We start from the raw sequence: 20,460 nt of genomic DNA, 5'->3' as shown, positions 1-20,460 counted from the left end.
GTGACGCGGGCCGCGGGCGCTGGCTTAGAGCAGCAGGCCGCCTGCCTCCTCGTCGCTCACGCGCGTGTCGCGTTCCTCGGCCCGCGTGGCCCACGCCGGGAACGGGAACGTGACGAGTACCGGGGTGGGCACGTCGGGCTGGTGCAGGATCATCGTCCCCGGCGCCAGGATGGTGGTCCGCGCCCTGGTGGAGGCGGGCATGAAGCGGTACTCGGACCGCTCGGCCTCGGCGGCGTCGAGCCGACCGGCCACGCGCACGGCGGCGTTGCCCACGATCCGCCGCTCGACCTCGCTGGCCGTCTGCTGGGCGCCTATCAGGATGACGCCTAGGCTGCGGCCGCGCTCCGCGATGTCGAGCAAGACGTCCTTGATCGGGCTCGAGCCCTCGGCCGGCGCGTACTTGTTGAGCTCGTCCAAGACGACGAACAGCTTGCCCCTGTGCCCCGCCTCCTTGGCAGCGAACAGGCCCCGCAGCGTGACGCCCACCACGAACATCTGCGCCAGGGGCGCCAACTGGTGGATGTCGATCACGTGCACCTGCTTCTGCGAACCCAGCACGTCGAGGCGAGCCGCCTCCAGCGCACGGGCGCCGAGGTCGCCGCGGATGAGCCTGGAAAGGTGCTTCTGGGCGCCGCGCAGGCGGCGGATGAACGCCTCGCGCGTGCCGCGCGACTGCCGGGCCGTCCAGCTCGGGTCGCCGCCGCTGCGTTCCCCGCCCCGCTCCACGTCGCCATCGTCGGCCCCCTCGTCCAGGAGCTTGAACTGCAGGTAGTCGACGAGTTCAGCGAAAGTCGTCAACTTCTGCCCGGAACCGCTCGCGGAGGCGGCGCCAAGGGCCTCGAACGTCAGTCCCTCCGCCTCGTCGATGCGTTGCGCCGACTTCTCGGCGCGCGCGCGCCTGGAGGCGTCGTCCCCGGGCAGTCGCTCGGGCACCTCCAGGGCGGCGGCCGTGCCCCCCTGAGCGCGGGCCAGCTGATGGAGGCGCTCCTCCACGTGCTGCAGCAAGAACTCCAGTTGCGACATGCTGCTCACGTCGGCGAACGCGAAGGGCAGCATGCGCTCGAGGCAGAACTGGCGGAGGGTCCACACGAACGGGCTAACGCCGTCGCGCTGCTGCACGTCGGCCACGAGCGTGCCCCCCGGCGTGGCCTGCGGTGGGGCGTGAAGCGCGCAGCTCTCGAAGGGGCCCGCGTGCAGCCCGAGTGCTTCGTAACGGCCCCTGGAGGCGCCGTTGCGGCTCATCCACTGCGCCTCCTCCTCCGCCACCCGCCGGTTGGGTTGGTCGATGAAGAGCAGGTCTTCACCCTTGACGTTGAACACGACCGCCCGGGCCGAGCCCGGGTCCTTGAGGAGTGGCTTGCCGTCGCGGCCCGACCGGTCGTGGAACAGCGAGTAGAGCAGGAAGAGGGCGTAGCTCGTCTTGGTGGCCACGCCCGAGATGCCCGAGATGTTGACGTGAGCGCCGCGGGTGCCGTCGACGAAGTCGAGGTTCAGGTAGGCAGGGTCGCCGCTGCGCAGCAGCCCGGCGCCGAGGCGGGCGGACATGCCGTCGACGTAGAGCGCCCGCTCCAACGCCTCACCGGTAGCCGCTAGCACGGGGTCGCCCGGCGCCGGCGGCAGGAACTCCTCGGGCTCGAGGCGCGTGACCAGCACGTGCGCGGCGTAGCTCTCGGCTGCCGGCATGAGGCCCTCGGCCACGAGGTTCGTGTCGCCCTCGAACTGCAGCCCCTCGTGCCGCCGCCTCACCTGGTCGACGACGCCGTAGAACGTAACCCCCCGCCCCCCAGGAAGGGTCGGTTGGCCGCCGACCGCTTCGCCCGCCACGCCGGGGTCCGGTTCGGTGGGGTCGGCGGTGCGGACCATGACGACGTCATCGAGCCGCACCTTGCGGCCCGGCTGAACCACGAACCAGAACGCCACCGGCGTCGCGTCCTCGGTGCCGAGCACGCGTCCGAGCGGCGCGGACCGCTCAGGCATGAGCCGCCACCCCCTCGGCCAGCGCCACCTCGATGCGGCGGCGCAGCAGGGGCGCACTGCCAAGCCGGCGGCGCAGCGTCTCCTCCAACGCGTGCACGGGCAGCAGTTGTTGCGGCGCGCGGGGGTCCTGGTGCGCGCGCGTGCCGAAGCGGGGTAGGTGCTCCGCGCTCCAGTCGGCCACGCCCTGCGCGGCGGCCAACAGCTCAGCGGGCCGCTCGCCGGCGTGGGCCTGGAGGCGCACGCTGCCGGCCAGCGAGTGAAGCCACGGGCGCGGGTCGCGCAAGCGCACGTACCACTCGAAGCGCGCGTTGCCGCCCTGCCCCACCAGGTAGATGGGCGAACGCTCGCCCTCCTCCAGCCGCTTTACCACCTCGAAGGCGGCCCCCGGCAGGCGCTGGCGCTGCACGGTCTTCAGGTAACCCACGACGCGCGCGTCGGCGCCGACGAAGGGGCGGGGGCCGTCGCAGATCAGGATGGAGGTGCCGCCCCTTGGATCCGCGCCGTCCACCTCGGCCATGCGGATGCGGAGGTTCGACGCGAGCCGGCCCTCGGCCTCGCGCATGAGCCGCTGCAGGTGCTCCACCGGGGCCTGGTAGTCGGTGCCGGCGGCCGCTACGGCCCGGTAGCGCAGCGGCGCGGCGCCGGCACCGCTGGGGATCTCGAGGTCCGGTTCGACCAGCTCGTCGGTGGCGATCACGCACCAGCGCTCGATGATGGGCTCGCCCACGAAGCGCGCGGGCGCCTCGCCTGCGAGCCGGCACTCGACCGCGCCGACGGCGCAGCCACCGAGGGCGGCGAACACCTGGCGGTCGCCTTCGAGCATGCCCCGCGCCTCCACGCGCCTGACGCCGTCCAGGAACAGGGCGCGGCCGATGCGCGTGGGTGCGGCGGGCCGGAGCCCGCGCCAGTCGCCAAGGGGAAGCTCGACCGACACCGCCGCGTCGGTGAGCGTCGCGCCGTCGTCGGGTCCGGGATCGTCGACTCCTGGGTCGCCGCCGTCCTGGAGAGATCCGGCGTGCCCCACGCCCCACGGCTCCAGCCTCAGCCGCCGGCGTGGACCGCTCGTCGCCTCGCCGGGCCCGGTCACTGCCCCGGTTGCAAGCGCAGCGTGCCGACGGCGCCCTTCTCGGCTTCACCACGCGTCATCCGCATGGGGATCATGTCGCCCTGCTGCCACCTGTCCATGAAGTCGCGGTAGCGCCTCGAGAGGAGGTTGCCCGACTGGCCCGTGCCGTGGATGAACCAGCCGCCGCCGCCGGCGAGGTCGTAGACGGCGCGGTAGCCCGGTCCGTGGGTCTGGTCGAAGTTGCCGAACTTCAGGCCGTAACCGGCAGCGTCGACGCTGAAGCCGTCGCCGCCGTTCGGCACCCGCAGGTTGGCGATGGGTGCCAAGGGCGTGCTGCCCAACACCGCGTGCTCCTGAACCGCCTGGTGCGCCTTGCCCCAGTTCCACTTCGAGGTGTCGGCCCCGAAGGCGGCGACCAGTTCGGTCCAGGCGGAGTCGAGCGCGAGCGCCGCCATCTGCTCGCAGGTCTCTATGCCGGGGGTGTTCTTGTCGTCGCACCAGTCGGGCTCGCCCGCCAAGATGGCGCGCGTGAGGTCGGGGCGTAGGTTGAAGAAGCTCGAGGTCACGTCGCCCAGGTCGTCCTGGTAGAGCGAGTACGCGAACCGCCGGTACCAGGCGGCGAAGGCCAGTGGTGCCGGCGAGCCCATGACCATGTCGCCGTCGAAGCCCACGAGCATGGCCTGGAGCTTCTTGGCCCCGTCGGTGGCGGCCGGAGCGTTCTGCGCCAGCGGGACGAACTCGCGGGCCATCAGCGACACCTGGTCGAGTTGAGTGGCGACCGAGTAATCGACGGTGGCCCGCTCCTGGCCGTCGAGCAGCGCGTTGATGCGCTCGGCGCGGTACGGAGCCGTCCAGTCGCGCGTCAGGTAGTAGGGATAGTCCTCCGGCACCACGCGCTGGTTGGCGGTGACGATGCGGCCGCTGGCGGGCTGGATCACGTGCGGCAGCGCGTCGAACGGCACCTGGCCGATCCAGTCACCCTCGCCCGTCCAGCCGCGCGTGGGCACGGCGCCGATGCCGCCGGCACGGATCGGCACGTGGGCCGGGGCGTAGTAGGCGACAACGCCGTCCACGTCCGCGTAGACGATGTTCTGCATGGGCGCCACGAAGAGCTCGAGCGCGTCTTCGAACTCGCCCCAGCTGGTGGCCGTGTTCATCCCGAGCACGCTTTCGATGGTGCGGTCGCCCGGCGCCAGCGCGGTCCAGGAGAACGCCAGGACCTCGTCCGGGCCGCCGAGGGGACCGCCGGCGACCTCTCTCGAGCGCGAGTCGACGTCGGAGATCACGGGTCCGTGACGCGTGCTGCGAACCTGCACGACGACGTCATCCTGGCCCTTCACCTTGATGACCTCCTGGCGCGTGGTGAACGGTTCGGAGCCGTCGGGGGTCAGGTAGCGCCCCGCGTCGCTGGGGTCGAGCCTCTCGAGGAACAGGTCCTGCACGTCGGCGCCGTTGTTGGTGAAGCCCCAGGCGTGACGGTCGGTGCGTCCGAGCAGCACGGCCGGGGTGCCGGGCAGCGTCGCCCCCATGACGTTGACACCGGGAGCGACGAGGTGCGCGAAGTACCAGAGCGACGGGGCCTGCAGGCTGAGGTGCGGGTCGTTGGCCAGGATGGGCTTGCCGGTCGCGGTGACGTCGCCCGAGAGCACCCAGTTGTTGGAGCCGTAGCCGTCGGGCTTCGGCGGGCCCGCGAGCTCGAGGAGCGCCGTCACGTCGAGGTCCCTCAGGTACTCGGCCGCGCCCTCCGGCACCACTACCGTGGCGGCGTCGTCGTAGCCGGGCCAGAGTTCGGCGATCATGGCGCTCACGTCGGCGGGCGCCAGCTGCTTGACGAGCTGGGCGCGGAGCAGCTCGTCGCTCCAGTTGTCACCCAGGTCCCAGGCCATCATCTTCGCCCAGACGAGCACGTCCACGGGCTCGAACGGCGCGGGTTCGAAGCCGAGCAGCAGGAACTCGACGGGCAACGCGCCCCGCCGCTGGGCGAGGTAGGCGTTGATGCCCGCCACGTAAGCGTCGATGAGGCCGCGCGCTTCGGGCGACAGGGCCTCCAGACCGCTCTCCGCCGCCTGCTCGATGCCGAGCGTCCTGATGAAGCGGTCGGTGGACACCGTGGCCTCACCGATCACCTCGGACAGGCGTCCACTACCCACGCGGCGCTGGAACTCCATCTGCCACAGCCGGTCCTGGGCGTGAACGAAGCCGAGCCCGAAGACGGCGTCGGCGTGGCTGCTCGCGTAGATGTGAGGCACGGCGTCGGCGTCCCTTACGATCTCGACGGGGCCTTCGAGTCCCTTTACCCTCACCTCGCCCGAGACCTTGGGCAACGACGTGCGGAGATAGAAGTACCCGCCGGCCACCAAGACGACGACGAGCAGGAGGAGAACCAGGACGACGCGACCTAACAACCTCATAGTCTCACCCCGTGAAGTCGGGCCTGGAGCGAAGCAGGATCAGGACCCGGATTGGCAGTGTCGCCATCTTAGCGGAGACCCGGCTGATGGCGGCGCGAGGCGGCGGCCTGTACAGGGCGCGCCGCCCCGTGGTAGAGTCCCCTTTGGCATGTTGCTTTTGCCACGTCGATAACCGGCAAAGCTTCGCAAGGACGTGACTAACGTGAAGACTTACTTTCCAACCGAGCCCAACAACGACTGGGTCGTCATCGATGCGGCCGGTCAGCGCGTGGGCCGGCTCGCAACGCAGATCGCCTCCCTGTTGAAGGGTAAGCACAAGCCCAGCTACACGCCCAACCAGCCCGGCGGCGACTTCGTCATCGTGGTCAACGCCGAGAAGGTGCAGTTCACGGGCAACAAGCTGGATCAGAAGGTCTACCGCCGCTACACGGGCTACCAGGGTGGCCTGAGGGAGACCACGGCGCGGGAGATGCTCGACAAGCATCCCGTTCGAGTTCTCGAGCACGCGGTGTGGGGCATGTTGCCCAAGACCCGCATGGGGCGCCGCCTCATCCGCCGCCTCAAGGTCTACGCCGGCGAGGCTCACCCGCACGAGGCGCAGCAGCCCAGGAAGATGGAGTTGGCTTGATGGAGCAGTTCTACGGTACCGGTCGCCGCAAGGAGGCCGTGGCCCGGGTGTTCTTACGCCCCGGTAACGGTCGCATCTCGGTCAACGGCCGCGAGTTCCAGGAGTACTTCCGCGGCATCCTGGCCGGCGTGCAGGCGCTGGAACCACTGAAGGACACCAACACCGCGGGTCGTTACGACGCCTACATCACCGTCAAGGGTGGCGGTCCGAGCGGTCAAGCCGACGCCATCAAGCTCGGCGTTGCCCGGGCGCTACTCAAGATCGACCCCAATTACCGCCCCGTCCTGAAGGACAAGGGCCACCTCACGCGCGACGCGCGCATCGTCGAGCGCAAGCTCTACGGCCTCAAGAAGGCCCGCAAGGCTCCGCAGTACAGCAAGCGCTGACCGCCGAAGGGTGAGACGCTGTCCAGCCCTGACTCGACACCGAAAGCGAGGCGCTCCGGCAGCGTCTCGCTTCTCTTTTCGCCACCCACCGCTCGCGTGAGGCGCGCGCGGTGGACATGAAGCGGGCCGCCACTTGACCGTCATCCAAGCCACCTTACTCGGCATCGTTCAGGGCCTCACGGAGTTCCTCCCCGTGTCGAGTTCGGGCCACCTGGTTCTGGCCCACTACTTCCTGGGTTGGGGCGACTCGTTGGAGCTATGGGTCGACATCGCGACCAACACCGGCACCCTGCTGGCCGTGCTGGTCTACCTGCGGCGCGACGTGGGGGCGGCCGTCACGGGGTTCGCGCGCGGCCTGGGCTCGGCCGAAGCGCGCCAGGAACCCGGCTGGCACCTCGCCCTCCTCGTCCTGGCCGGCAGCGTCCCGACGGTCATCCTGGCGCTCCTACTCAAGCCCGTGTTCGAGCGCCTTAACGCGCCGCTGCCCGTCGCCATCGCGCTCGCCGTCACCGGACTCATCCTCTGGTTCGCACCCCGCGAGGGCGGCAAGCACGCGGTGCGCAAGGTCACCTTCCTGGACGCGCTCGTGGCGGGGGTGGCTCAGGGCCTGGCCGTCGTCCCGGGCATCTCGCGCAGCGGCTCCACCATCTCGGCGCTACTCTGGCGCGGCGTCGACAAGGACTTAGCGCCCAGGCTCTCCTTCCTCCTCTACTTGGTCGTCTCCTTCGGGGTGGCCGTGGTCGGCGCCAAGGACGTGTTGGCCGCCGACATCGAACTGGCACCCCTCGCCGCCATGTTGGTGTCATCGTTCGCGGTCGGTTACCTCGCGCTGCGCGTCGTGTTCGCACTCCTGCGCCGGGGCCGATTCCGCGTCTTCTCGCCCTACCTGTGGGCGCTCTCGGCCTTCACGCTCGTCTACCTCGCCTTCGCCGGTTGAGCCCCGCGGGCCGCTGGAAATCACGCGGTGGACGGCGGCCAACGACGTTTCGCCTGGCAGGTGCCGGGCTATGATGCCCAGATAGGAGGCGCCTCCATGGAAGTCGTCACCAGGATCGCACCCTCGCCGACCGGAGACCCTCACGTCGGCACCGCCTACGTCGGACTCTTCAACTACGTCTTCGCCCGGCGGCACGGTGGGCGCTTCATCTTCCGCCTCGAGGACACGGACCGGCAACGCTACCAAGAGGGAGCGGAGGCCAGGATCCTCGAGATGTTCGAGTGGCTGGGCATAGAGCCCGACGAGAGCCCCGAGAAGGGCGGCCCTAACGGGCCTTACCGGCAGAGCGAGCGCCTGGAGACCTACCAAACCCTCGTGGCCACGCTGCTCGAGGGCGGCCGGGCCTACAGGGCCTTCGAGACCCCCGAGGAGCTAGACGAGATGCGCGTCAACCAGCGGCGCCTCGGCAAGCCGCTGGGTTACGACGGGCGTGGTCGCGGCATGCCGGCGGCCGAGCAGGCCCGGCGGCATGAGGCAGGCGAGCCGAACGTGGTGCGCCTGCAGACGCCGGACGACGGCTCGACCACGTTCGAAGACCGCCTTCGCGGCGACGTCACCATTCCGAACAGCGAGATCCGCGACCCGGTGCTGCTCAAGAGCGACGGTTATCCTACCTACCACCTCGCCAACGTCATCGACGATCACCTGATGGGCGTCACCCACGTCATCCGGGCCGAGGAGTGGGTGACGAGCACACCCATCCACGTGCTCCTCTACCAGGCCTTCGGCTGGCGGCTGCCCGAGTTCATCCACTTGCCGCTGCTGCGTAACCCCGACCACAGCAAGGTGAGCAAACGCAAGCTCGACACCTCTGTGGACTCGTACCGCCGGCAGGGGTACTTGCCGGAGGCGCTGCTCAACTTCCTGGCCAACATGGGGTGGAGCATGCCCGACGGGCGCGAGTATTTCAGCGTCGCGGACATGACCCGGGAGTTCGACATCGATCGCGTGTCGCTAGGAGGGCCGGTCTTCGACCTCAAGCGGCTGCGCAACTTCAACGCCAAGTACCTCCGCGACATCCTGCCACTCGAGGACGTGGCGCAGCGCGTGCGGCCGCTGCTCGAGGACGAGGGCTACTTGTGCGACGACGAGGACTACCTGCTCGACGTCGTCGACGTCCTGCGTCCGCGGGCCGAAACGCTGGGCGAGCTCGTGGACCAGGCGCGTTACTTCTTCACCGGCACGCTGCGCTACGACGAGCCGGCGCGCAAGCAGCTGGCGGCGGGCCAGTCCTTCTTGCAAGACGTCGAGCGCGAGCTCTCGATGCTCGAGTTCTTCGACTACGACGGCGTGGACGACATGCTCCGCGACTACGTGCAGGAGCAGGCCGTGCCCATGGGCAAGGTCCTCATGCCCCTACGTGCCGCCCTCACCGGCACCACGCAAGCGCCGGGCGTTACGGACCTGATCGTCATCCTCGGCAAGCGCGAGTCGTTGAAGCGCATCGGCCAGGCCCTCACCTTCATCGATGCCGGCCTGCCGGACGACGATCCCCAGCGCCTCGTCGAGGAGGAGCGTGCCCGCAAGGCCGCCGCCGAGGAGGCCAAGAAGAGCCGGGTGAAGAGTCACGGCGCACCGGTGCAGGCCGCGAACAAGGGCGGCGCCCAGTGAGTTGGTTCGACAGGCTCCGAGAGGGCCTGGGCCGCACCCGCGCGGCCACGTTCGGCGGCAAGGGCGCCGCCTGGGAGATGGACTGGGAGGACCTCGAGATGGCGCTGATCGGCGCCGACGTCGGCGCCAAGCTGGCCGCCACCGTCGTGGCGGAAGCGAAAGCGGAACGCGACCGCGGGACCTCGTTCAGAGAGGCGCTCGAGAAGGCCCTCCTCGATCAGCTGGAGCCGGACCGCATGCGCCAGAAGTTGCGGCGCGTCGGGTTCGCCCTCGACGTGACGCGCAAGGTCGTTGCGCCCGACGGCAAGGTCGTCATGATCGTCGGGGTCAACGGCGTGGGCAAGACGACGACCATCGCCAAGCTCGGCAACTACTACCGCTCGCACGGCCGCAGCGTCATGTTCGCGGCGGGCGACACCTTCCGCGCGGCCGGCAGCGCGCAGTTGGCCGTGTGGGGCGAGCGCCTCGGCATCCCGACCGTCACGGGCCCGGATGGCGGCGACCCCGGCGCCGTCGCGTTCGATGCGGCGCAGCAACGCAAGGCGCGCGGCACCGACCTGCTCCTGGTCGACACCGCCGGCCGCCTGCACACCAAGCACAACCTCATGGAGGAACTCAAGAAGGTGAAGCGGGTCATCGCCAAGGCGGACCCGGGGGAGCCGCGTGACACCTGGTTGGTGCTCGACGCCGTGACCGGCCAGAACGGCCTCGAGCAAGCCCGCAAGTTCCATGACGCCGTCACCCTGACGGGCGTCGTGGTCACCAAGCTCGACGGCACCGCCAAGGGTGGCATCCTGCTGCCCATCACGCGCGAGTTGGGCATCCCCATCAAGTTCATCGGCGTCGGCGAGGCCCAAGACGATCTCCAGCCTTACGACGCCGCCGCCTTCGTGCGTGCCCTGCTCGACATGCCGCCCGTGGCGGCCTGAGGTCCTGGCGGTGAGTTCTCCCGCCCCTGCCCACGGCCGCGGCGACGAAGCGGGCGTGAACGTCCTCGTCCTCGCGGCCACCCGGGGCGAGTTGGGCCCGCTGGAGGCGGCGCTCGAGGGCGGCGCGGCAACGACCGTGCCCGGCCGGCCGGTGCCGTGGTGGAACCGCGAACGGGGTCGGCTCGCCGGGGTCGAGGTAGTGCTGGGGACGACCGGTGTGGGCAAGGTCAACGCGGCGGCCGCCACCGCCATCGCACTGACCGAGCTGAGGCCGCGTCACCTGCTGCTGGTGGGGATCGGCGGCGCCTACCCGGGCACCGGACCGGAGCCGGGCCAGGTGGCGACGGCGGCCAGCGAGACCCACGTGGATAGCGGCGTGGGCCACGGCGCCGGCTGGGAGGGCCTGGACGCCATAGGCTTCCCGCTGCTGACGACGGACCCGCCGACCTACAACCGGCTCTGGTTCGATCAACGCTTCGTGGGCCGGCTGGCCGGCGCCCTGAACATAGCCGCCGTGCCGTTCGCAACGAGCGAGGCGGTGACGGCCGACGACGACCACGCGCGCTGGCTCGCCCAACGGCACGGCGTGGCCATCGAGTCGATGGAGGGCGGCGCCGTGGCTCAGGTGGCGCTGGCGTTCGGCGTGCCGATGGTGGAGATCAGGGGCGTCAGCAACGTCGTCGGCGAGCGTGACAAGAGCAGGTGGCAGGTGAAAGCGGCCATAACGAACGCCTGTGACGCCGCCCTGCGGGCCGTCGAGCTCCTGGCGGGCGGCTGATGGACCTCCTCGCCGCGGTGCCGGTCTGGGCCTACTTCGTCCTGCTCCTCCTCACGTACGTGGTCACGCACATCCTCACGTTCGACCCTGGGCGCCTGTTGCCCAAGCGCCGCGCGTTCATCGGCCGCCTGGGTTCGGCCGTGTTGCTGGTGCTGGCACTCGTGTTCTTCCAGCGCGACGACCCGGTCACCCTACTGCTGTCTCTGTCCCTGGCAGTCGCCGGTGGCTTCGTGGGCGGACGCTCGACGCTGCCACCGGCGGGCCGGGGCTCCGGCCGCAAGAGCGACGAGTAGGCCTGCTGAAAGTAGAATCGGCGCATGGGACTAGTCACCGGCCTGGAGATCCTCGCTACCGCACGCGCCGCCGGCTACGGCGTGGGCGCGTTCAACACCAACAACCTCGAGATGACGCAAGCGATCATCGAAGCGGCGGAGGAGCTCCGCAGCCCCGTCATCGTCGCCATGTCGGAGGGAGCCCTCAAGTACGGCGGGCCCGGCCTCCCGGAGATCGTCAAGTACTTCGCCGGTAAGGCGAGCGTTCCCGTTGCCATCCACCTCGATCACGGCTCCAGTTACGCGTCGTGCCTGCGCGCCATCCGCATGGGTTTCACGTCGGTGATGATCGACATGTCGCACCTGGACGAGGCCGCGAACGTGGCCGAGACCCGCCGCGTGGTCGAGGCGGCTCACGCGGTCGGGGTGACGGTAGAGGCGGAGATCGGGCGCCTGGTCGGCATCGAGGAGCACATCGAAGTCACCGCCGAAGAGGCAGCCCTCACCCGTCCGGACGAGGCGCAGCGCTTCGTGGCCGAGAGCGGCGTCGACTATCTGGCCGTGGCCATCGGTACGTCGCACGGCGCCTACAAGGGCAAGGGGCGGCCGTTCATCGACCACGCCCGCATCAGGGCAATAGCGGAGCTGGTGCAGGCTCCGCTCGTCATGCACGGCGCCTCCGGGGTGCCGGCCGAGCTGGTGACGCGGTTCCGCGCCGCCGGTGGGGTGATCGGCGACGCCAGCGGGATCCACGAGGACGACGTGCGGCAGGCCGTGACCGAGGGCATCGCGAAGATCAACACCGACACCGACTTGCGCCTGGCGTTCACGGCGAGCGTGCGGGAGGTGCTCAGGGACAGGGTGGAGGAGTTCGACCCCCGCAAGATACTCGGGCCGGCGCGCGAGCAGATGAAGCGCGTCGTGGCCGACCGGATGCGGGTATTCGGCTCGGCCGGCAAGGCCGGCTGAAGGCCTTCTGGGATCGCCTGAACCGGGCGGCAACGGCGGGCCGCGGCAGTGGCCCTCAGCCCCTCGCGCCCGCGTCGTCACGCGCGGGCGCCACCACCACCGTGCGGTGGTGCGCGAAGTTGACGGCCCCCGGCGCCCCACCCTTGGGCCGCCAGACGTTCTTGCGCTCGGTATAGTCGACGGCCACGCGGTCCTCGCGTCCGGCCTCCGAGTGGCCGGCCGCCAGCCTCGCTGCGAACAGCACCGTGTCGAACGGGACTTCCTTGCCGCCGGAGCGCACCACCACGTGCGAGCCCCGGTAACCCTGGGCGTGGAACCACAGGTCGCGGCTGCGCGCGACCCCGAACGTCACCTTGTCGTTGTCGCGGGCATTGCGGCCGACCACCACCTCGAAGCCGTGCGGGCCCTGGAACCTGATGCCCGGCACGGCTGAACGCCTGTCGGCCTGGGCGGCGCCGCTCTCGGCCGCTTGCAGCCTGGCACGCACCTCCCCGGCAGGCAGCGTGGCCGCGGCCTCGAGCGCCGCTTGGGCGGCAGCGGCCGCCGCCTCCAGTGCCGGCAGTTCGCGCAGGGCCCGCTGTGCCCGCGCCGCGCGCCTGCGGGCCTGGTCGTAGCGGGCTCTGGCGTTGCCGGCGGCGTCGAGCCGTGGGTCCAGCGTCAGCGTCTCCTCCGTACCGTCGAAGCCCGGGAGCGTGACCTGCTCGGCCCCGGCCGGCACGGCCGCCGCCCGCGCCAGGAGGAGGTCGCCCTGGCGCCGCAGCTCGCCTGCCTCCTCACCGGCCGAGACGGCGGTCACGGCGTCGGACACCTTGCGCCTGGCCAGCCTGAGCTCCTTCTTCAGCAGCCGCTCCAGCTTGTCGAGGGCCAACGTCTGACGCTCCTCGCGGGCCGCGTTCATGGGGTCGAGCACTCCGCCCCAGCGTGCCAGGAAGGCGCTCGGCCGCTGCGCCGCCTCCGCGACCAGGTGCGCCGCGTGCGCCAGCGCGTCGCCGTCCAGCTTCGTGTCGGCGGCCACGCCATCGGCCGCGGCGGCGGCCTTGAGGGCCGCCGTGAGTTCGGGCCCGACGCCGTCGACCACACTCGCCACCTGGGCGAGCCGGCTCCCGCGCAGCGCCGCGGCGATGGACTCCAAGGGGGCGCCGATCGGGTCGAGTTTGCTGTAAGGCGGCGGCGGCCGGTAGTCGAGGCCGACCCTGAGCTCGCGGTAACGATTGCGGTCGGCGAGAACCTGGCGCTCCACCCCGATCATCCTGCCGCCCTCGACGAGGACCAGGTTGGAGTTCCTGCCGGTAAGCTCCGCCACCAGCTCGACGCCCGGCACCGGCACGAACCCCTCGGACGTCCCGAAGGTCAGCCTGAGCACGCGATCGCGCGCCGGTTGGGTAGCGGCCAGGAGCGGGCCCACCGCCCGCGAGGCGAGCTGCTGCTGGAACGGCGTGCGCGGCTTGAGCGCCTCCGGCGCGCCCTCCTTCAACGCCAGGTAGGGACGCGGCGGCCGGCTACCCAACCACAGGGAGCGCCCCTCGAGGAGCGGTAGCACGGCCGTGCGGTCGTCGGGGAAACGCCAGGCCAGCCGCTCCGCCGGCAGCAGCGGCGCCAGTGCCCGCAGCTGCTCCGCGATGAGAAGGCCTTCCATCAGCTCACGGCCACTGTAATTCTCGGGGTCAGTTCAGCACGCGCTCGAAGCCGCCCAGGCGGCTCTTGGCATCGTCGACGTACTGCTTGAGCGGCAGGTACCACTCGCTGCCCGCCTCCGTGTGCTCGAGCGCCGCGCGCGCATGCTGGAGGACGCGCGCCACGTAACCGTCGCCCATCTGGGCGTAGACGTCGGCGAGCATCTGCTGCGCGGCCACCCAGAAAGGGTCGCCGGTCTGGCTGGCGCTGAGCGCCTGTTCGTACCAGGCGGCGGCGTCCTCGAGGTGGTAGTACTCGAACGCGACGCTGCCGAGGGTGATGCAAGCGGGAGCGGTGGCCCCCAGCTCGAGGGCTTCTTGTGCGAGGGTCCGTGCCGAGTCGAGCTCGCCGCAGCGCAGGCGAACGTCGGCCAGGTCGGCCAGCGCGTCCGCGCGGTGCGAGTAGGTGGGATCGGTGACGACCTCGCCGAGCAGCGCACCTGCCTCCTCCAGCCGGTCGCACTCGATGAGTGCGTAGGCCGCCTCGTGCTGCGTGAAGGCCCTGTGTTCGGCCGGGACGTTGGCGAGCGCCCTCTCGAAGGCCACGGTGGCCTCCTCGGGTCGACCCGCCGCGCTGAGGGCCTGGGCGGTGGCGAACGCCACGCTGTAGGTGGCGCCGCCGAGCTCAGCGTCGGCCGACGCCGCCTCGCGCAGGTGCTCGAGGGCGAGGTTGGGGTTGTCGAGGTCGAGGTGCGCGCGGCCTTGCAGGTAGTGGTAGACGGCGAGTTCCTCCGCCTGTAGAGCCGTGGCTTCCACGGCGGCCAGGTTTTCGAGGGCTTCCTCGGTGCGGAAGAGCTCTACGAGCGCACCCGCCAGGCTCAAACGCTCGGCGTCGCGCTCCAGTTCCGGCGCCAGCTGGACGGAGCGCGCGAACGCGTCGGCGGCGCCCTCCCACTCACCCAGGGCCTCGCTGCACTGCCCGACGAGGGACCAGCGGCGCCACTCCAGGTAGGCGGGCAGGGCGCCCTCTTCGATCGCCCTTAGGCGGCGCCCGGCGCTCTTGGCGGCGTCGACGGCGAACAGGGCGGCGGCGGCGTGATACGAGGCCACGGCGTCGAAGGCGTCCGACGGGCCGCCCCCGGGAACCTCGGGCGGCCTCTCCGGCACGTCCTTGAGCCCGCGTTTGACGTCGCTTAGCGCGGCACCGCGGTAGGCCGCGAACTCCCAGAAGAGCGCGCGGTATAGGGGGTGCGAGCCGAGCTTCGGATCGGTGCTCACCGCGCTGCGCAGCGCGGGTTGGCCGTTCCCCAAGCCCTCGTCACCGTAGAGCGCGTACACCTCCGCGAGTTGGAGCCACATGGGACCCTGGTTACCCCGAGCGCCACCACGCTTCACGGCACTTTCGAGCACCGCGAAGGCCACCTCGTACTGGCCCTTGGCCAGGGCCTCGTGAGCGGGTGCCAGGTCCGGCGCGCGTTGACGCCTGAATAGCATGAGCAACGCTACCACGGACTAGCGTCCACCACGCAGAAGATGCCACACGCGAGCGGCCTCCCTCAGAGGAAGCTGACGTGCTCCACCTCGGCACCGGCGGCCACCGGAGGGTGTGCGCGGTGGAAGGTCTCCTCCAGCAACCGGCCGGGCGAGTTGCGCATGAACCCGAGGACGGACAGGGCCTGCGTCTCGTGGCAACCCATGGCGGCGAGCTTGGGCTCGAGCTCGCCGCCCACGAGGGCGGCATGCGTGGGCGCGAGGTAGCGCCCGTGCATCTCGCTCTCGCTCAAGAACCCGGGCCGCTGGGGGCCCTCGAAGCGCCTTGCGCTCGCGAAGTAGTAGAGCCGCTCCGGCTTGACGTCGGCCGCGTTGAACGCACCTATGGCGAGGCGATGGGTGAGGCAATGGTCGGGGTGCCCATTGGACCCGTTGGGTGGGAAGGTGAGCAGCGCCCGAGGCCTGGTGCGGTTCATCACGGCGAGGACTTCGGCGAGCAGCTCAGCGAAATCAAGGCCGGCGAGGCCCGGATGTTCCGCCAGGCCGCGATCCGCGTCGGGGACGTAGTCTTGGTGGTCGAGGATGGTCACGTCCTGAACACCAAGGACGGCCAGCGACGCGCGCAGCTCCTTCTCACGCCTGTCGGCCAGCTCCGAGCGCGCGCAGAGCCCAAGGGTCCGGCCGGCGGCGCCACGGGTGAGCGTTAGAGTGGCGGTGCGCCCGGCGGCCGCCGTGCGTGCCAGGATACCTGCCGAGCCGAACACCTCGTCGTCGGGGTGCGGGACGACGAGGAGTAGGTCAGTGAGGAAGTCGGTGCTCATCCGTCAACGTTACCGCCTCCCCGGCGCCGCAGCGGAAGCGCCAGTGGTCTTGCCGTAACGGGCGCACGGGAGCATCATCGTTGACGGAGCTGTGCGGGTCTCGCGCCCTGGCGCGCGGACCCCGATAAGGAGACATCGGTGCAGACGACAACCTCCAGGCGAAGCGCAACGCTCGGGCGCGTGCTCAAGTTCCTCCCGAGGCCCGGGGACTACAGACCGAAGTACGTGCGGGTGGACGTCCTCGCGGGTATCACGGTCGCCTTCGTCGCGCTGCCGTTGGCTCTCGGGTTCGGGGTGACGGCGGGGGTCGGCGCGACGGCGGGTATCGTCACCGCGATCGTCGCCGGCGTGGTGGCCTCGTTCTTCGGCGGCTCCAACTTCCAGGTCACGGGCCCGACGGGCGCCATGACGGCCGTGCTGCTTCCCATCGTCGCGCACCATGGGCCAGGAGCGCTACCGATCCTGGGGATCGGCGCCGGGCTCGTGCTGCTCGTGCTCGCGTTCGCCGGCGTCGGCAGCTACGTGAGGTTTATCCCGTGGCCGGTCGTGACGGGCTTCACCAACGGCATCGCCGCCATCATCTTCTTGCAGCAGCTTCCGAACGTGCTCGGCGTGAAGGCGCCGCACGGGGAGAGCATCGTGCTCATCGCTTACCAGACCGCGCGCGAGTTCGTGGCCGCCCCGCAGATCCTGCCCATACTCCTGGCGCTCATCACCATCGTGGCGATGCTCGCCTGGGGGCGCGTTCCGGCTCTCTCCTTCATACCCGCCAGCATGGCCGCGCTCGTGCTGGTCACGCTCGTGTCGCTCATGCCCGCCTTCCTCGACGTTGCCCGCATCGGCGAGATCCCCAGGTCGCTTCCCATGCCCAAGCTGCCCGACCTCGCGCTGGCGGGGGCGTGGGTCGAGCTGTCGAGGGCCGCCGTCGCCGTGGCCGTCCTGGCGGCGCTGGAGAGCCTGCTCTGCGCCGTGGTCGCCGACGGCATGACGGTCGGCGAGAAGCACGACCCGGACCGCGAGCTGTTCGGCCAGGGCCTGGGGAACATCGCATCGGGGCTGTTCGGCGGTCTCCCCTCCACCGCGGCCCTCGCGCGCACCGCGGTCAACGTGCGCTCGGGCGCGCGCACGCGCCTCGCAGGCATAGTCCACGGCCTGACGCTCCTGGTCGTGATCCTCTTCCTCGCGCCGCTCGCCTCGCAGATCCCGCTGGCCGTCCTCGGCGGCATCCTCATGGTCGTCGCGGTGCGGATGGTCGAGCGCGAGGCCGCCTCGCTAATCATGCGCAGCACCAAGTCGGACGCGTTCGTGCTGCTACTGACCATGACGGTCACCATCTTGTTCGACCTCATCCTCGCCATCGAGGTCGGGCTGGTGGCCGCCGCGATCTTGTTCATCGTGCGCATGAGCAACATGTTCACCGTCGACCCGATAAAGCTCGCGGGCGACGGGCCGCACCGCGACTCCGACGAGGACGTCGAGGCCGAGCAGCGGCTGCTTGAAAAGCACGTCATCGCCTACCGCGTCGACGGGCCCGTCTTCTTCGGCGCCGCCGAGCGCTTCATCGACCAGCTCGTGAAAGTCGACAAGGGCATCAAGGTGGTGGTCTTGCGTCTGAAGCGCGTGCCCGTCATGGACGCCACGGGCGTGACCGCGCTGCGGGCGATCCACGATAGGCTCTCGCGCCGCGGCATCGCGTTGCTCATCTCCGGACTCCAGCCTCAACCCAAGGCCCTGCTGAAGCGCATGGGCGTCTACGAGGAGATCACCCGCGACGGCGCGGCCGACTTCGTGACGACGGAGCTGGCCATCGAGGTAGCGCGCGAACGGCAGCTTGCCAGGCAGTCCGGCTGACCAGCCAGGGGGCGGACCGGGCCTGCCCCTCAGTTCGCCGGCGCCAGTTCGCGCACCTCGAACCTGAACGGCGCACCGGGCTCGAGGCCCGGTTCCACCTCGACCGTATCGCCATCCGCTATGCGCCCGGCGAGGATCTCGCGGGCGAGCGGGGTCTCGAGGTAGTCCCTCACGGCCCGCTTCAGGGGGCGGGCGCCGAAGACCGGGTCGAAACCGACGCGGGCCAGCTCGTCGAGGGCCGCCTCCGAGAGCGCCAGCGTTATCCGGCGCTCGTCGAGCCGGTGCTGCAAGCGCTCGACCTGCAAGGTCGCGATCGTGCGGATCTGCCCCTGGTCGAGGGCGTGGAAGACGATGACCTCGTCCACGCGGTTCAAGAACTCGGGCCGGAAGTGGTTGCGCAACTCAGCGACCACCGTGGTCTTGAGCGTCTCGTGATCGGCGCCCAGCCTGCCGGCTTCGAGGATCTGCGGCGAGCCGATGTTGCTCGTCATTATGACCACCGTGTTGCGGAAGTCGACGGTGCGCCCCTGAGCGTCGGTGAGACGGCCGTCGTCGAGCACCTGCAACAGCGTGTTGAACACGTCCACGTGGGCCTTCTCTATCTCGTCCAAGAGGATCACCGAGTAGGGCTGGCGGCGGACGGCCTCGGTGAGTTGGCCGCCCTCCTCGTAGCCGACGTAGCCGGGAGGGGCGCCTATCAGCTTGGCGACGTTGTGGCGCTCCATGTACTCCGACATGTCGAGTCGGATCAGCTTGTCTTCGCTGTCGAAGAGCTGGGCGGCCAGGGCCTTGGCGGTCTCGGTCTTGCCGACACCGGTGGGGCCCAAGAAGATGAAGGACCCGATCGGGCGGTTGGGGTCCGCGAGCCCGGCGCGGGAGCGGCGGATGGCGTCCGCCACCGCCGTGATGGCCTCGTCCTGACCGACCACGCGCACGTGCAGTTCGTCCTCGAGTCGGAGGAGCTTCTCGCGCTCGCCCTCCAACAGCCGTGCCACCGGGATGCGCGTGGCGCGCGCCACGACCTGCGCCACCTCCTCCTCACCTACCTCGAGGCGCACGTAGCGCGCGTCGTCGAGCTTCTCGGCGAGGCGCTTGACCTCCGCCTCCAGCTTCGGCAGCTCGCCGTAGCGGAGCTTGGCGGCGGTGGCGAGGTCGTAGTCGCGTTCGGCTGCCTCGATCTGGGTGCGCACGCGGTCGAGCTCCTCCTGGTCCGCGCGCCACTCCTCGAGCACGCCCCGCTCGGCCTCCCAGTCGGCCTGGGCCTGGCCGATCTGATCGGCGATCACCTTCAACTCCTCCTCGATGCGCAGGATGCGCGCCGCGGAGTCCGGGTCGGACTCGCGCTTCACCGCCTCGTGCTCTATCTCGAGTTGCAGCTTGCGGCGCCGCAGGTCGTCGATCTCCTCGGGAAGCGAGTCGAGCTGAACGCGGATGCGGCTGGCGGCCTCGTCGATCAGGTCGATGGCCGAGTCGGGCAGGCGCCGATCGGAGATGTAGCGGTGCGCCATGGTGGCGGCCGCGATGATGGCCACGTCGGTGATGCCGACGCCGTGGTGCACCTCGTACTTATCCTTGATGCCGCGGAGGATGGAGATGGTCTCCTCCACCGTGGGCTCGTCCACGAAGATGGGCTGGAACCGCCGCTCCAGGGCGGCATCCTTCTCGATGGTGCGGTACTCCTCCAGCGTGGTGGCGCCGATCATGCGCAGCTCGCCGCGCGCCAACGACGGCTTCAGCATGTTCCCGGCGTCGACGGCCCCCTCGGCCTTGCCGGCGCCGACGATCGTGTGCAGCTCGTCGATGAACAAGACGATGTCGCCGGCCGACCTGGCGGTCTCCTCGATGACCGCCTTGAGCCGCTCCTCGAACTCACCCCGGTACTTGGCCCCAGCAAGGAGGCTGCCCATGTCGAGCTGGACTATGCGCTTGTTCTGCAGCCCTTGCGGCACGTCCTTGTTGACGATGCGAAGCGCCAGCCCCTCGGCGATGGCGGTCTTGCCGACGCCGGGCTCGCCTATCAGCACCGGGTTGTTCTTGGTCCGGCGCAGGAGGATCTGCACGGCGCGGCGGATCTCCTCGTCGCGCCCTATGACGGGGTCGAGCTTGCCCTCGCGAGCGCGCTGCGTGAGGTCTATGCCGTAGGTCTCGAGCGCCTCGAAGGTGCTCTCGGCGGTGCGGCTGTCCACGTTCTGGCCGCCCCTTATGGCCTTGGCGGCCTCCTCGAGCGCCCTGGCGGGAGGCAGCGCGTCGAGTTCCTTGCCGGCCGTGTCGCGCAACGCGACGAGGAGCGTGTCGGCCGCGACGAAGGCGTCCTGCCACTCCTTGGCCAACTCCTCCGCCCGCGTGAACGCGTTGCCGAGCACGGGGCTCATGAACTGTCCGTCGGCCCCGCTCACGACGGGAAGTTTGGCGAGGCCCGCGTCTATCGTCGCCCGCGCGGCCTCGGGGTCCGCCCCCGCGCGTTCTACGACGCGGCTCGGGAGCCCGGAGGGATCGGCGAGCAGCGAGGCCGCCAGGTGCAGCGGGCCTACTTGCTGGTTCTGGCGGGTGCGCGCCACCTGTTGGGCGCTAGCGACGAGTTGAAGCGCGGCCTCGGTGAAGCGTTCGGCATCCATGCGACGATGATAGTGACTTGAGTCTCTTGTTGTCAACTTTTCTTA

Annotated in this window: 16 protein-coding genes; 9 read left to right on the top strand and 7 right to left on the bottom strand. The window is 70.2% G+C overall.

The window, feature by feature from the left end; all coding sequences use genetic code 11:
• Window positions 1–24: 24 nt before the first annotated feature.
• Genes ROY82_04455 through ROY82_04445 form a run of 3 tightly spaced genes read right to left on the bottom strand, consistent with a single transcriptional unit; the run spans window position 25 to window position 5,454 of the window.
• A complete protein-coding gene (locus ROY82_04455) occupies window positions 25–1,977 on the bottom strand; it encodes an ATP-binding protein (protein MDT3681720.1) in 1,953 nt (650 codons plus the stop codon).
• Complete coding sequence (locus tag ROY82_04450; protein MDT3681719.1) at window positions 1,970–3,064, bottom strand: hypothetical protein; 1,095 nt, start codon at window positions 3,062–3,064, stop codon at window positions 1,970–1,972. Before ROY82_04450 ends, ROY82_04455 begins: the two co-directional genes overlap by 8 nt.
• Window positions 3,061–5,454 carry a penicillin acylase family protein gene (locus tag ROY82_04445; GenBank protein MDT3681718.1) on the bottom strand — a complete coding sequence of 798 codons (2,394 nt, stop codon included), beginning with the start codon at window positions 5,452–5,454 and terminating at the stop codon, window positions 3,061–3,063. Before ROY82_04445 ends, ROY82_04450 begins: the two co-directional genes overlap by 4 nt.
• Before the next feature lie 202 nt (window positions 5,455–5,656).
• On the opposite strand from ROY82_04445, the gene rplM reads away from it, so the two are divergent.
• From rplM to fba, 8 genes are all read left to right on the top strand, one after another.
• A complete protein-coding gene (gene rplM, locus ROY82_04440; protein ID MDT3681717.1) occupies window positions 5,657–6,082 on the top strand; it encodes a 50S ribosomal protein L13 in 426 nt (141 codons plus the stop codon).
• A complete protein-coding gene (gene rpsI / locus ROY82_04435; protein MDT3681716.1) occupies window positions 6,082–6,468 on the top strand; it encodes a 30S ribosomal protein S9 in 387 nt (128 codons plus the stop codon). The genes rplM and rpsI overlap by 1 nt, the downstream gene beginning before the upstream one ends.
• A 133-nt stretch (window positions 6,469–6,601) precedes the next feature.
• A complete protein-coding gene (locus ROY82_04430; protein ID MDT3681715.1) occupies window positions 6,602–7,405 on the top strand; it encodes an undecaprenyl-diphosphate phosphatase in 804 nt (267 codons plus the stop codon).
• 96 nt (window positions 7,406–7,501) lie between these two features.
• Entirely contained in the window at window positions 7,502–9,076 is a 1,575-nt protein-coding gene (gltX, locus tag ROY82_04425) for a glutamate--tRNA ligase (GenBank protein ID MDT3681714.1), read from the top strand.
• Window positions 9,073–10,005: a signal recognition particle-docking protein FtsY gene (gene ftsY, locus ROY82_04420; protein MDT3681713.1), complete on the top strand. Its 933-nt coding sequence runs from the start codon at window positions 9,073–9,075 to the stop codon at window positions 10,003–10,005. Before gltX ends, ftsY begins: the two co-directional genes overlap by 4 nt.
• A 10-nt stretch (window positions 10,006–10,015) precedes the next feature.
• On the top strand, window positions 10,016–10,783 hold the full coding sequence (mqnB, locus tag ROY82_04415) for a futalosine hydrolase (GenBank protein ID MDT3681712.1): 768 nt from the start codon (window positions 10,016–10,018) through the stop codon (window positions 10,781–10,783).
• Entirely contained in the window at window positions 10,783–11,076 is a 294-nt protein-coding gene (locus ROY82_04410) for a hypothetical protein (GenBank protein MDT3681711.1), read from the top strand. Before mqnB ends, ROY82_04410 begins: the two co-directional genes overlap by 1 nt.
• Window positions 11,077–11,100: 24 nt before the next feature.
• Window positions 11,101–12,024, top strand: coding sequence for a class II fructose-1,6-bisphosphate aldolase (gene fba / locus ROY82_04405; GenBank protein ID MDT3681710.1), 924 nt, complete (start codon window positions 11,101–11,103; stop codon window positions 12,022–12,024).
• A gap of 55 nt (window positions 12,025–12,079) precedes the next feature.
• Here fba and ROY82_04400 read toward each other — a convergent pair whose 3' ends face one another.
• The 3 genes from ROY82_04400 to ROY82_04390 all read right to left on the bottom strand — a co-directional run bounded on the left by ROY82_04400 (window position 12,080) and on the right by ROY82_04390 (window position 15,949).
• Window positions 12,080–13,660 (bottom strand): NFACT RNA binding domain-containing protein, encoded by a 1,581-nt coding sequence (locus ROY82_04400; protein MDT3681709.1) that lies wholly within the window; start codon window positions 13,658–13,660, stop codon window positions 12,080–12,082.
• Between the two features lie 28 nt (window positions 13,661–13,688).
• Window positions 13,689–15,131: a hypothetical protein gene (locus tag ROY82_04395; GenBank protein ID MDT3681708.1), complete on the bottom strand. Its 1,443-nt coding sequence runs from the start codon at window positions 15,129–15,131 to the stop codon at window positions 13,689–13,691.
• 62 nt (window positions 15,132–15,193) lie between these two features.
• Entirely contained in the window at window positions 15,194–15,949 is a 756-nt protein-coding gene (locus ROY82_04390) for a PIG-L deacetylase family protein (GenBank protein ID MDT3681707.1), read from the bottom strand.
• A 138-nt stretch (window positions 15,950–16,087) separates the two neighbouring features.
• Here ROY82_04390 and ROY82_04385 point away from each other — a divergent pair, with 138 nt between their 5' ends.
• The gene (locus tag ROY82_04385; protein ID MDT3681706.1) at window positions 16,088–17,800 is read left to right on the top strand and encodes a SulP family inorganic anion transporter; all 1,713 of its coding nucleotides are present in this window, start codon (window positions 16,088–16,090) and stop codon (window positions 17,798–17,800) included.
• Window positions 17,801–17,829: 29 nt separating this feature from the next.
• Here ROY82_04385 and clpB read toward each other — a convergent pair whose 3' ends face one another.
• Window positions 17,830–20,415, bottom strand: a complete 2,586-nt coding sequence (gene clpB / locus ROY82_04380; protein ID MDT3681705.1) for an ATP-dependent chaperone ClpB — start codon at window positions 20,413–20,415, stop codon at window positions 17,830–17,832.
• Window positions 20,416–20,460 lie beyond the last annotated feature (45 nt).

It is taken from the genome of Truepera sp. (genome assembly GCA_032027045.1).
Taxonomy (GTDB): Bacteria; Deinococcota; Deinococci; order Deinococcales; family Trueperaceae; genus JAAYYF01.
Note: the sequence above shows the minus strand (reverse complement) of the source record. Positions and strands in the feature narration are given on the sequence as shown.